The 11,787-nt window shown below is 42.0% G+C and carries 15 protein-coding genes and 2 pseudogenes; 6 read left to right on the forward strand and 11 right to left on the reverse strand.

Annotation, left to right across the window (positions count from 1 at the left end):
- Nucleotides 1-189 (forward strand): annotated as a pseudogene (locus V7K49_RS18550) (photosystem II q(b) protein); the annotation flags it as partial.
- A 95-nt stretch (nucleotides 190-284) separates the two neighbouring features.
- On the opposite strand, the gene V7K49_RS18555 reads toward V7K49_RS18550, so the two are convergent.
- From V7K49_RS18555 to V7K49_RS18590, 8 genes are all read right to left on the reverse strand, one after another.
- Nucleotides 285-968, reverse strand: a complete 684-nt coding sequence (locus V7K49_RS18555; RefSeq protein ID WP_335206782.1) for a RibD family protein — start codon at nucleotides 966-968, stop codon at nucleotides 285-287.
- 64 nt (nucleotides 969-1,032) lie between these two features.
- Nucleotides 1,033-1,365, reverse strand: a complete 333-nt coding sequence (locus V7K49_RS18560) for a hypothetical protein (RefSeq protein ID WP_335206783.1) — start codon at nucleotides 1,363-1,365, stop codon at nucleotides 1,033-1,035.
- A gap of 21 nt (nucleotides 1,366-1,386) precedes the next feature.
- Nucleotides 1,387-1,749, reverse strand: a complete 363-nt coding sequence (locus V7K49_RS18565; protein ID WP_335206785.1) for a hypothetical protein — start codon at nucleotides 1,747-1,749, stop codon at nucleotides 1,387-1,389.
- 4 nt (nucleotides 1,750-1,753) lie between these two features.
- Entirely contained in the window at nucleotides 1,754-2,116 is a 363-nt protein-coding gene (locus V7K49_RS18570; RefSeq protein WP_335206786.1) for a hypothetical protein, read from the reverse strand.
- A gap of 77 nt (nucleotides 2,117-2,193) precedes the next feature.
- On the reverse strand, nucleotides 2,194-2,427 hold the full coding sequence (locus V7K49_RS18575; protein WP_335206787.1) for a hypothetical protein: 234 nt from the start codon (nucleotides 2,425-2,427) through the stop codon (nucleotides 2,194-2,196).
- Between the two features lie 118 nt (nucleotides 2,428-2,545).
- Nucleotides 2,546-2,764, reverse strand: a complete 219-nt coding sequence (locus tag V7K49_RS18580) for a helix-turn-helix domain-containing protein (RefSeq protein WP_335206789.1) — start codon at nucleotides 2,762-2,764, stop codon at nucleotides 2,546-2,548.
- Nucleotides 2,764-4,353, reverse strand: a complete 1,590-nt coding sequence (locus V7K49_RS18585) for a hypothetical protein (RefSeq protein WP_335206790.1) — start codon at nucleotides 4,351-4,353, stop codon at nucleotides 2,764-2,766. The genes V7K49_RS18580 and V7K49_RS18585 overlap by 1 nt, the downstream gene beginning before the upstream one ends.
- Entirely contained in the window at nucleotides 4,328-4,579 is a 252-nt protein-coding gene (locus V7K49_RS18590; protein ID WP_335206792.1) for a hypothetical protein, read from the reverse strand. Before V7K49_RS18590 ends, V7K49_RS18585 begins: the two co-directional genes overlap by 26 nt.
- Nucleotides 4,580-4,923: 344 nt before the next feature.
- Here V7K49_RS18590 and V7K49_RS18595 point away from each other — a divergent pair, with 344 nt between their 5' ends.
- From V7K49_RS18595 to V7K49_RS18605, 3 genes and pseudogenes are all read left to right on the forward strand, one after another.
- On the forward strand, nucleotides 4,924-5,163 hold the full coding sequence (locus V7K49_RS18595; protein ID WP_335206794.1) for a hypothetical protein: 240 nt from the start codon (nucleotides 4,924-4,926) through the stop codon (nucleotides 5,161-5,163).
- Nucleotides 5,164-5,485: 322 nt separating this feature from the next.
- A pseudogene (locus V7K49_RS18600) lies at nucleotides 5,486-6,070 on the forward strand (DUF2252 family protein).
- Nucleotides 6,042-6,341, forward strand: a complete 300-nt coding sequence (locus V7K49_RS18605) for a DUF2252 family protein (RefSeq protein WP_335206795.1) — start codon at nucleotides 6,042-6,044, stop codon at nucleotides 6,339-6,341. Before V7K49_RS18600 ends, V7K49_RS18605 begins: the two are co-directional and overlap by 29 nt.
- Nucleotides 6,342-6,455: 114 nt before the next feature.
- Here the strand turns inward: V7K49_RS18605 and V7K49_RS18610 are convergent, their stop codons facing one another.
- The 3 genes from V7K49_RS18610 to V7K49_RS18620 form a co-directional block, all read right to left on the reverse strand.
- Nucleotides 6,456-7,337 (reverse strand): succinate--CoA ligase subunit alpha, encoded by an 882-nt coding sequence (locus V7K49_RS18610; RefSeq protein WP_334867870.1) that lies wholly within the window; start codon nucleotides 7,335-7,337, stop codon nucleotides 6,456-6,458.
- A gap of 297 nt (nucleotides 7,338-7,634) precedes the next feature.
- Nucleotides 7,635-8,861, reverse strand: a complete 1,227-nt coding sequence (locus V7K49_RS18615) for a succinate--CoA ligase subunit beta (protein ID WP_335206797.1) — start codon at nucleotides 8,859-8,861, stop codon at nucleotides 7,635-7,637.
- A gap of 440 nt (nucleotides 8,862-9,301) precedes the next feature.
- A complete protein-coding gene (locus V7K49_RS18620) occupies nucleotides 9,302-9,454 on the reverse strand; it encodes a hypothetical protein (RefSeq protein WP_335206799.1) in 153 nt (50 codons plus the stop codon).
- A 53-nt stretch (nucleotides 9,455-9,507) separates the two neighbouring features.
- Between V7K49_RS18620 and V7K49_RS18625 the strand changes: the two genes are divergently transcribed.
- The gene (locus V7K49_RS18625) at nucleotides 9,508-11,376 is read left to right on the forward strand and encodes a hypothetical protein (RefSeq protein WP_335206801.1); all 1,869 of its coding nucleotides are present in this window, start codon (nucleotides 9,508-9,510) and stop codon (nucleotides 11,374-11,376) included.
- A gap of 79 nt (nucleotides 11,377-11,455) precedes the next feature.
- Nucleotides 11,456-11,716, forward strand: coding sequence for a hypothetical protein (locus tag V7K49_RS18630; RefSeq protein ID WP_335206802.1), 261 nt, complete (start codon nucleotides 11,456-11,458; stop codon nucleotides 11,714-11,716).
- Nucleotides 11,717-11,787: the final 71 nt, after the last annotated feature.

The following is an 11,787-nucleotide window of genomic DNA, read 5'->3' on the forward strand; positions in this document are numbered from 1 at the left end:
GGTTTCAACTTCAACCAATCAATCATTGATTCTGAAGGTCGAGTGATTGCGACTTGGGCAGATGTAATCAACCGCGCTAACCTGGGTATGGAAGTAATGCACGAGCGCAATGCTCACAACTTCCCCCTAGATTTGGCAGCAGGTGACTTTGCTCCTGTAGCTCTTACTGCTCCTGCTATCAACGGTTAATTCTGAAGATTAGCTAAATCAAAAAGCGCTCTCCCAGATTGGGAGGGCGTTTTTTAGTATCAACGATAATAGCGCTTAATTCTGGCAGCGTATTCTTAGTTGAGCGTGCAGTAGTGTAAAAACAACTCACTTCCAACTTGACGAGTTTCGACAAGTTGCAGATGAGGAGCAGCATTGGGAAGAAAACCCTCTCCCTCTACTGGGGTATGGGCGTCCTTTCCTCCATAAATGACAGGCCAAATTGTCAACCACCAATCGTCAATTCGCCCAGCCTTTACTAGAGAAGCTGTTAAAGAGCCGCCTCCCAAAGCAACGACCTTGTGAATACCCCGCTTTGCCATCAAGCTGTAGGCTCGATCCCAGTCCAGATCTGTATCTCCCAAATCAATTAATTCAGCCAGTTTTTGCAAGGTTGTTGTATCAGAACTGCGCTCTAAACCGGTTCGTGTCGTAAATATCCATCGCTCAATATCCTCGCTTAAAAAAGCGAAGTCCAGCGATAGGTCAAGGGAACCTGAGACAACGCAGATAATGGGTTGAGGAGACTGACCCCGAACCTCACGTGCCGCCAACAATTCGGGATTGCGAATTGTAAAAGTTACCTCTTCTTCAGCCCGAATCGTCCCTGCTCCTACCAGAATAAGATCAGCAAGGGAAACTTGATACTCTACGTGTGCTTGATCAGCGGCATCGGAATCACGGTGTGCTTTAGGATCTACGGCGCTAATCTTTCCATCGACCGTCATGGCAAGAACCACAGTTGTTTGGATAGCTGACATGATTACGTTCTGACAGTTCTTTGTAATTTTACCTTTTTGAATTCTTTGCCATGAATCCCCAGAGTTACTCATGGTGATTAGTGCCTTGGTTACGGATTAAATAAGATTCAACTCTAAGCATTAATTCTTTAAGATGATCTATTTTTTTCTCAACGTCATCAAACCCGGTAGCGATGCCTTGTGAAATTTGTTTTTGGTTATTTAAAAGGTGATTGAAATCGCGTGCCTCATTTACCTTTTTTTCAGCAGCAGCTTCCGCTTGAGCAATAGCCTGCTGTCTTTCAAGACTAGCTTGCTGTCTTTCAAATTTTTGTTTGTCGCTCCATCGAAAAACCCACCCAGAACCGCCAAGAACTAAAGAAAGCAAAAAACCAGCGACGCTAAGATCAAAGTTCATTAAAGTTTTATTTATTTAAAATTACTTTGGTACAGCTTCCCAGATTTTCAACGTACAATGCCCAACTGGGAAGGCAAACTTCCACCTAAGCCGATATGGGTTAATGGAACTCTCGCTAATCATTACCGTAGGTATCTTGTTGGGAACGACAATTCTGTTGCCAACTTGTGCAATACCACCTATTTGAAATAAGTCTACAGTTTGGACGATGTACCCAACTACGTTGCTTGGATTTATGTTAGTGGTATCACCCAATATTGCGATAATTCCTGACGTAAAATCACGAGGTATATCGAAATTATTATTACCACTAACAACTTGATTGAAGCGAATATTCCAGTTGTAATCGGTTCTTAAATTTTGGTAGCCTTCCTCAAGTTGCATAGCATTAGTTAGACTTGATATTTACAGAGTTGATGTTGTACTCTTTGCCAGCTACCCAAACTTTTTTCTTATTTAGCGTTCCTCCCGTTGTAACACTAGCGATGCTGTCTGGTTCACAAAAGCGAACAGTAGACTTACTATTGCCACTGGCGTCTGTGTATCCGATACGCACCTCAGCAGGTCGTGGATTATTTGCTCCAAACATCAAAGCCTTGTCAGTATCTTTTGCTAACACCACGCCAAGTCCAGCTGCAATGTTTTTGTATAAGTTTTTTTTACCACGCCATGCAAACCTCATTGCACCAATATTAGCAACAGTACCGCCAAGGTTGATGTAATAAACTTGAGTTTTTGATTCAGTTGCCATTTTCTTCTATCCTCAATATTGCTTTCGTTTCAAATAGGTATAGAAATGTCGTATTCCAAAATACGACATTAGTATTTTTACGGGAGGTATGTGGTAGGTGCCGCAACGATCGCACCAGCACTATTAACCGCTAAAGTCATTGGGCAAGAAAAGGCAACAGAAATTAACTGATTTTCATAATCGCTTGTCACCTGAATGTTGTTAGGACGTGTTTCGGCCGGAACAGCCAACTCACCAAGTTGAATGTGTCCCGCAATTTCTAAAAGCTGTCCTTCCAAGGTAGTAGCAGTAGTTGTAATAGCAGCAGCCATAAGTGTGTACCAAGTTGTTGTGTTTGATACATCAAAGCTAGTGCTTGAAAGGTCACTTACCACTAACTATCCCGATTGGGCCTTAACCCTTAATGGAGTTTCCCTTGATTAAAACTTATTATTGCTGTTGCCAATTTTTAAAAGTTTCTACACTATCTTTGCTCAAATACCACTTCCCACCACTTTTAAAAGCCTTAAAGCGTTTACGAATAATGTGATACCTAATAGTGCTTTCAGTAAGAAATAGTAGCTTGCAAGTTTCTGGCAACGATATATAATTATCATTTTTATTACTTTTATCACTTTGCCGTCGCACTCGGTGAGGCAGTCTTTGCATTACGTAAAATCTACTCTCCAATCAGGCTTACTATTTTTTTGTCCGTCTTTAAAATAGCGTCCATAGCGAGGCTTAACCCTTGATTCTTTAATCGGCTTATCGCGCACAATCACTCCACCCTTGAAGTACGCATCCTTAATATATTGTTTTGGAATATGAGGTTTTAAAGCATTGAGAATTCGCTTACATTCAATCTCATTTTTAGCGTTGATAGTAACTTTGGTATTATCATTTAAAGTGTAAATACCTTCGTAATTACCCTTGATGTAACTTGGTAGCGAGATTTTATCGCTTGCTGTACCATCCCAATGAGGTATAGTTATCGGGTACATTGCAGATTTATATTTTTTATTGCCCTTATCATCTACCCCATTTTCTTCAGCACATTGTATTACTAACTGAGGTTTACCTCCCTCATTTCGGATTTGCCAACTCATTGGAATTGCTGCTACCACATCAAGCTTACTGATAGCATCGTCAATAAAAGCTTTGATTTTTCTGTAGTCGATTTCAGGACAACACATTTTCTTTTTTGGTGGTGGTGGTGGGTCGTCTGGAGGTGGAGGTGATTTGCCAATGGGACAATCTTTTGCAGATGGATTTGATACATTTAATTTGTAAATCTGTGGAGTGTAGCCACTTTTAGCTAAATCACCTAGTACCCTTGAAATACCCGCCTTTGAGGAGTCCCCTGATATTTCAACAATGCCACCACCAGCATAGTAAAAGGGATAGCCACTACCGTAAGGGTTACCGCCGCTATATACTCCATTACCTATTTCAGAGGCATATACATATTTAGCGCCATTGCCTACATTAACTTCATTGCGGCTACCAGTACCGCCGCCACTTTCAAAGAATTCCACGGCATTAGAAAAATATTTCACATCTTGTGTAGATTCCCAAGCAGAATACATCCCATATATTTCGTCCAAGGAACTAGCAACTCTTATCTGCTCAAAATGTCCCCCTGTATTATCTTCATTGGGTACAAAATATTCACCTGTTGTTTTCGTGGCATACACCACACCAAAAGAAATACTCCCACATGGTGATAGCTCTAATTGCTCTAATTGTTTTCTTAAGTCAGAAGGTATCGGCTTAGGCGTAGGATGTTCTATTTTGGGGTTAGGGTTAGGCTTATCCTTGTCTTGTGGCTCCGGTAACTTAAACCCAGGTATCTTAAATTCTGGTAACTCTGGAAATTTGAATTCTGGTATTTGTGGTTTTTCAAACTTCGGAATTTTTGGCTGGGGAATGTCAAAATGTGGCGGGTGATCTCGCAAGTCTTTTAATGTATCCTTGGCTTGCCCAATTGCGTCTTGCAGCTGGGCTGCGTGATTTTTCCCTATAGTGTAAAAGCCACCTTCAGCACTAGGGAAAGGAATACTTTCTTCAAGACCTGGCGTTTCTTCATTCGGAAAAAATCCATTAAGCAAGCCAGAGGTATACCAATTAAGCTCATACGCCAATTCACTACCAATTGCCCCTGAACTGCCATTTACAGCAAAGTCTACACCAGCGTTACCAGATCGAATTTCTTGTGAAGTGCGTAAAGATGTACTACCCGCCACCACTTGGCAAGTCATCGTAAGCTGATTTCGGAACAGGTGCAGCACCAGTTTGCCTTATTTCCTCCTGAATAGGTGGCAGTGTATGCGGTGCTGCATGATTGTCAGTTGGACGCGTTACGGGTACTGGCGTTGGCGGTGCTACTGTAGGCGGTCTTTCCTCTATGGGAGGCAGAACGTTAAGCATTTTTTGAACGCTAGCATCCGTCGTTGTAGTCGGGTCAGCAAATACTACGTCTGGCATTATGCGTTATTCGCGTCTTTCACTTGCACACATATTTGTGTGTCAGGTGCAACGTCTAATGTTGCCGATGATGTGAAATATTTCAAAAGGTCAATGTAGTAATAAGGGCGTTGATTAAAGAGGTACACATCCACTATTTTGATAAGTGGTGTGTCATTTGTTCTCATGTAGAACGTCAAGCACTTTTTTTGATTACCTTGAAATGTTGCTTTACTATTAACAGCAATTGTTTCATCTGATGCAAGAATATCACTTGAAATTACCTAAGAGTTTCAGCACAAAAACTATCACAGCTAGGCCTTGATCCTTATGATGAGGATTTTGAAGAGTCACAAATTCGGTGTGTGCCAAGCCATTTTCACCAAGGATTAGAAAATGCCCCTAAAGTTGGGGAAATTTGGATTAATCGTCAGTGGGAAACCAGCAATCAGATAATAGCTGTAGCACTCAATATATACCTTGGAGAATGGGATGTCATTTTTCGTGAGCTAATGGAGGATGGCAGCCAAAAAAGTACAACTAGTAGCTGCTTCCTTAAGATGTTTTTAGAGCTTCACGAAAAGCCCCCAATACCCACTCCCTAGATAAGATAACCCACTCCCCAGATTAACTTGTTAGAGTGAATAGTTGTTGCATAGTGCTTTAAATCACTTTTCAAGCTATGGCTCAAGGTGGTAAAAGAATTCTTGTTGGATGATTAGCAAGAGTCAATTTTTTTACACCTAAAAGACTGTCATGCCCAAACGCATATCTGCAATTGTAGTTGTCTTAATTTTAATTTTGGGGTTTGCATCTCTAGTTAAGGCTGGAACTCCCCGTTCAACTTGGGTGGAGAATGAAATTTACCAATACAACCATCCCTTTGCTTCTCAATTGCCTCAAGAGCTGGCAACGAAAATGCAAAAAATGACAGCTAGCCCCTTCGCTTTTTATCGGGGGACGGCTCACATTTTTTATCGTGATATGCAGACTTTGCCAAGTTCAGGATTTGTGAATTCTTCAACCTCAGCCACCTGGTTAGAGGGAGATATGCATATGCAAAATCTTGGGGGGATGAGAGATAGCAACGACAACAACGTTTTTGACACCACTGATTTTGATCAAGGCTATCTTGGCCCCTACGTTTGGGACTTGCGACGGATGGCAGTCTCCATTCTTTTGGCAGCTAAAGAGAACAGTCTTAACTAAAGTGATGCTCAGGATATTGTGCGGAATTTTTTGGATGCTTATCTGAACAAGATGAGTGACTTTAAGGGAACCAATGATGAACTGTCATACCATCTGGAATCCGGCAATACGAATGGTATGGTCAAAGATTTGATTCAAAAGGCATCAGACAAAAGCCGTTCTAGCTTGCTAAGTAAGTACACGCAGTTAGATAACACTAACAATCGAGTCTTCCAGACAACCTCGGAACTCCAGCCTGTATCCAGCAGCACCTATTCAGACATTGCTGGAGCTGATGAACAGCTACATCGCCTCAATTCCTAGTAGTAAGCGCTACAACAATAGTTACTACATCCTCAAGGACATTCGGCTCAAATTAGGTTCAGGCACTGGTAGTATTGGTAAGTACCGATATTACTTGCTGATTGAGGACCCAAGTTCAGCAACCGACGACGATCGCATTTTGGAGATGAAGCAGGAAGGCAGTAGCGCAGTTGCTAGCGCAGTTCCAGGTCTGCTGTCAACTTCAGTTTACGGAAACCAAGAAGGGGTAAGGGTGACAATCACCACCAAAGCTGGCAGCACCCACTACTAAAAGAGATATTTTCCACAGATGGAGGCGAGCAGGTGATAGACTTGTGGAGCGATCGCCATTACTCATGCATTATAACTGGCAGACGAAGCTCGATTATTGCTTCGCTTTTTGTAATTAGTTAATCTCCTTTCTCAATAATTCTGGAATCTGAGAAGGACGTTCAGCTACTGGAACTTGCGCTTCTTTTAAAGCAGCTAATTTACTTTGGGCTGTGCCAAAATTAGGATCGCGTCCGATAACCGTTGCTAAAGTCCCAGTTTGACGCCAACTCTTTCCTGGTGGCGCTTGTCTACCTGCAATGTAGGCAATTACTGGTTTATCAATTGCCTCAGCAATATATCGGGCTGCTGCTTCTTCACTACCACCACCAGGTTGACCGACTAAAACTATCGCCTGTGTGGTTTCATCCTCATCGAGAATTTGCAGCCATTGGAGAAAGGAAGAACCGACGATCGCATCACTACCAATACTGACACTAATCGACTGCCCCAAACCGGCTTTTGTTAATTCGTAAGCAACTTCGTAGGTGAGGGTGCTGCTACGACTAACGATCCCCACTGTTCCAGGAGTATAAAACTCGCTAGGTTGAGTACCCAAAAGAATTTTTCCCGGCACAATGATCCCAGGACTATTGGGCCCGATTACCAAAGTTTCACCTGCCTCGGCTTTGCGGAGTAATTGCACCATATCCAAAGGCGGCACGCCAGCAGTAATAATAATGATCTGGCCAATATGAGATGCGATCGCCTCTAATGCCGCATCTAGCACGTCGTAAGGATCTACACAGATAATTGTCGTGTCAATTGCCCCAAATTGTTCTATTACCTCCTCTACTAAGTCAAATACTGGTAGTCCATGCAGTTCCTGTCCGCCACATCCAGGATTGACACCGGCTACCAAATTCGTACCATAAGCTTGCATTTGAGCAACATGAGTGCCTGATATAAATTCACAAAAGCCTTGAATTAACACTTTGCTGTCTGGCGTTAGGTTCATAAAAAATTACTCTAAGTTTGGCAACCCAGTCCCTTGAATTACTGGGCATAAAAACGACACATTTTCAGTGTCCTACTGATTCAATTTTTACTGAAATTACAAAAACTAGTCTTGAGGCTGAGTGTTCCAAAAATCGGAAAACCTGCCTCTAGCTAGGAATATTCAGTTTGAATGCGCTATATAATTTAGTCCCAGGAAGCAAAGCTGTACTTGTTTTCAGCATCAAATTCAAAAATTTATACCCTGCGGTAAAAATTAATAATTTCTGATTTTTGAATTGTCACAAAATGACACTCACTATTTCTTATGAGCCGTTGGTTTAGCAAGACGAATTGCTGCCGCCACTGCCTCATCTAAATTTTCTACCACAAGGAGCGCGTCGTTGTGGGTTTTTAGTGTTGCTAAATATTGTCTAGCAGCATTAAATTCAGAACCAGCAAGACGGACAACTAAGGGTGAAAAATTCTGCTCTCGCCGACTTTTACTACCATTAGAATGTACAACCTGTGATTGAAGTTCGCTATTGTCTTGCTGCACAACTCTGGCTATAACTTCAGCCACTTCCTCAGTTTGAGGAATGCTACCCAGAAAGTTAATTAGTATTACTTGAATGCTTTTGTCAGCCTCCAGGATTTTCAAACCTATCTCTAGGCGATCGCAGAAGGTAGTTGGTGTCGTATCTGTCAGGAAAGCATGACGTAGATTCAAACAAACACCTGGATTACCACCAGCATTAGCTACTAAATCCAAAGTTGCCATCACTGAACCAGTACCATTACCTAAAATACCGATTTTCCCATGCATTTTCACACCATCCCAGTCGCCCAAAATACCATTAATTTCAGTACTGGTATGACGGCTGATAATTTTTGCTGCCATCTCGCCGAGGTCTGGATGACGCTTGATCGCCCGTTCATTGACCCTGACTTTACCATTAAGAGCCATAACTTGACTAGTAGCACTGACTGCCAAGGGATTAATTTCGACTAAATCCAGGTCTTTTTGCACAAATAACTCGTACATCTTCTCTACAACGCTGCTTACCGACTGCATCAGCGTCCCCTGTAAACCCATTTTCAAAGCCAATCGTCGGGCATAAAATGGCGAGAATTCTTGTTCCACGACAACATAGTGCATTTTTTCCCCAGCGGATTCCCAATCGATGTTTGCTTCTTTGCAACCTAAAAGTACCGGTCGGCAGACAGCAGTATCTAAAACTACCGCTAGATAAAATTCCTGGTTGGCGTCGTATTGGGATTCTGCCAGCACAACTTCTGGCAATTCGCCCCATATTGGTAGACTAAAGATATTTTGAGCAGCTGCGATCGCATCGATAGTCGTTTCGGCAAACCTGACTCCACCTGCTTTTGCCCGTTCCGCTCCATGTACTTGAGATTTCAGTACAATTGGAAAGCGAATTTTTAAACGTTTCAAATCTGTAGGATGGTCAATTCGTTGCGAAGGCAATACAGGAATGCCTATTTTTCCAAACCATTCTTTAACTTGATACTCTAATAAATCCATTGATACACCTTGTATTGACACTTTCTCAGCCTTTAGTTAGTGCTGTCTTAATATTTTGCAGCACCTCGATTGCAGAATTAAGCTTTTGGCAGCTATAAAAATTTCTTTTTCACGGATCAATTTTATCGAATTCAGCAAATGAGGCACATTAATTTCGATAGCCAACCTGTTTGTGCCAGAACCACAACACGAAATTAATCTCCTCAGTAAGTTTCCCAGCATAGAAGATAACTACCATTTCTGTCAAAACCCTCTGATATCACATCGTTTCCTTAACCTTTGGATAAATTTGTCACAACTGTGCAACTAGAATTTTGCACAGCAGTAGCTCCTGTGAATTTAATTGTCACGAAATAATGCGGTGAAAATACTCAAAAACTCTATTATTCCCATTTTTTATTTGTAATTTATATCTGAAGACAGATTATTTAATTTTGCATCTAGTGCTGTGGAAATGTAGCGACACGAACAATTACTGCTCTTTGAATTTTTGGTGAAAAGTTAAAATTTGTGTTAGAAAGTTGGTCGTTCAGATTTTCAGGCTGTGGTTGGTTAAACTGTGCATTTGCATTCAACAAACCTAAAAAGTTCATTTCATCTCCTTAAAGATAATCAAAACAATATAGAAGTTCAGCGGGAAAGCTCTATGAAAGTAGCAGTCCAGCAGGAAGATTTACAGCTTTTAGCCAAAACTTTGCAGGAACAATTACTTGTAGAAGTCTCAACGGCTGAAGTCTTCGAGGTTAAGTGTGCCGTCAATAAAGACGGGCTAATGATTTTAACGCAACATAAATCAGATGTAATTGTTGACGCTCATATAATCTTTGCAGTCCTTGAGGAAGTACTTCAGTCTATAGCACCCAACAGAGAGCAGCGAGTGCAATGTTTCCTCAGAGTTTTTGGTGAACAACTTCCTTATGCCAAATGTTTTCTACCCCTGAAGCAGAGGGGGGGATGGGGAGATGAGGGAGATGAGGGAGATGAGGGAGATGGGGGAGATGGGGAACCAGGGGAAGCAGGGGAAACAGGGGAAGCAGGGGAAGCAGGGGAAGCAGGGGGGCATACTTCGACTACGCTCAGTAACCAGGGGGGCAGAGGAGCAGAGGAGCAATACTTTTCTGCCATTTCTTCATCATCTTTGACCTATTCTTCATCACTAGATGAGATTGAGGAAGAGAAACCGTTTGACCCGTTTGCAGATGCGCCGAATTTGCCGGTTTCAAAGCCAGCATCTCAAATCAAACCTATCTTACTGGGTGCAGCTTTGGTAGGAATTGTAATCTTAGGCGGTGGTGCTTACTTTTTGACTCGCCCTTGTGTAATGTCTGAGTGTAAAGAAATACAAAACGCCGAACAATTAAAAACAAGATCCCCGCAACTGATGCGCCGCGCTAAGTCTGAAAAAGAATTAGTAGCTGTACAACAGCAGCTTACAACAGCCAGTGCAGCCCTGAATGCAATTCCTAGTTGGTCGCCCCGTTTCCAGGTGTCAGAAGAACTAAAAGCAAGTTTGTCTGGACGGTCAGAAAAAATCAACCTGGTGGTCAAGGCTTTGCAGACGGCATCTTTGACGACACAAAAAGTTCAAACTCCCGCACATAGCCTAGAGGAATTACAAACTAGGCAACATCTATGGCGACAGGCTATAGCACCACTAGAAGCTATAAATTCCGATAATGAACTCTATGGGCTAGTGCAAGGGAAATTATTTGATTATCGTCCCCGTTTACAGGCTGTAAATCAGCAGATATTTACTGAGGAAAAATGGCTGAAAAAAATAACAGCAGCAAAAGCTGTAGCTAATGCAGCCAAGAATCGGGAAGTTACTGCTAAATCTTTGAATGACTGGCAAAAGGTTCAGTCTACTTGGCTGGTAGCCATTAATGCCTTGAATAGCATTCCCCTAACTAGCCTTGGATACCAAGAAGCCGAAAAGCTGTTGGTAGATTATAAACCTAAACTAGTAGCGGCACGCGATCGCGCTACTAAAGAACAATTAGCTGCTAGAACCTACCAACAAGCCGTTAGCACCGCCAAGCAAGGCAAAGTTTATGAGCAGCAAAACCAATGGCAAGCAGCGGCGACATACTGGGATCAGGCTTTGCAAACTGCTAAAAAAGTTTCCCAAGATAGCTTGTACTACACTCAGGCTCAGTCTCTCATCGAACCCTATTCAACAGCCCTCAAACAAGCACAAGAAAAACTACAAGTTGTCAGTAGTTTGCAACAAACTCGCACTGATTTGGATAAAACTTGTATTAATGGAATTCGGATTTGCACATTTAGCATAGACAATACAAGGATTATTGTCCGGTTAACCCCTGAGTATGACCAAATAAGGCAAAATAACTTGGCTAATCCTTATTCTGAAAATTCTAATACTGCTGTTGATGTTACCAATCACTTGCAAATCTTACGGGAAGCTTTAGGTGTAATTGGTGACAATGCTAACCTGTCCCTTTTCCTCTATGATTCTCAAGGTCAGGTAATTTATACGCGGACTTTGGGAGGGTAGAAAAGTTAGGAGTGAGGAATAGACATCTGATGAAAAACAATGTAGAGACCTAGCAGTACTACATCTCTACTCACATCATATGTTACTTAATATTGAGCGGTTGTTACCCCTTGAACGTAGTTGTGGTTTTGACATCCATATTGACAGGTGCATAATTACATTAGTAATTGGAGCTACTGCTATTACAGGTGGAATTGTTGTTTATGGGATTTCTCAGTTTGGGTTAGTTGGTAAAACTGAGAAATCTCAGCCAATAGAAACCACGTTCAAAAATCAAAAAGTGGCTGCCTTCGGACGACTAGAACCGGAAGCAGAGGTAATACCAAGTTGCAATAGATAGTATTATTTAATGGAAGTAAAATTGGTGTACAGTGATGCCTCGGACTCGGATTAAGATCATTCCTCACCTGG

The sequence above is a fragment of the Nostoc sp. genome, from assembly GCF_036919675.1.
Taxonomy (GTDB): Bacteria; Cyanobacteriota; Cyanobacteriia; order Cyanobacteriales; family Nostocaceae; genus Nostoc.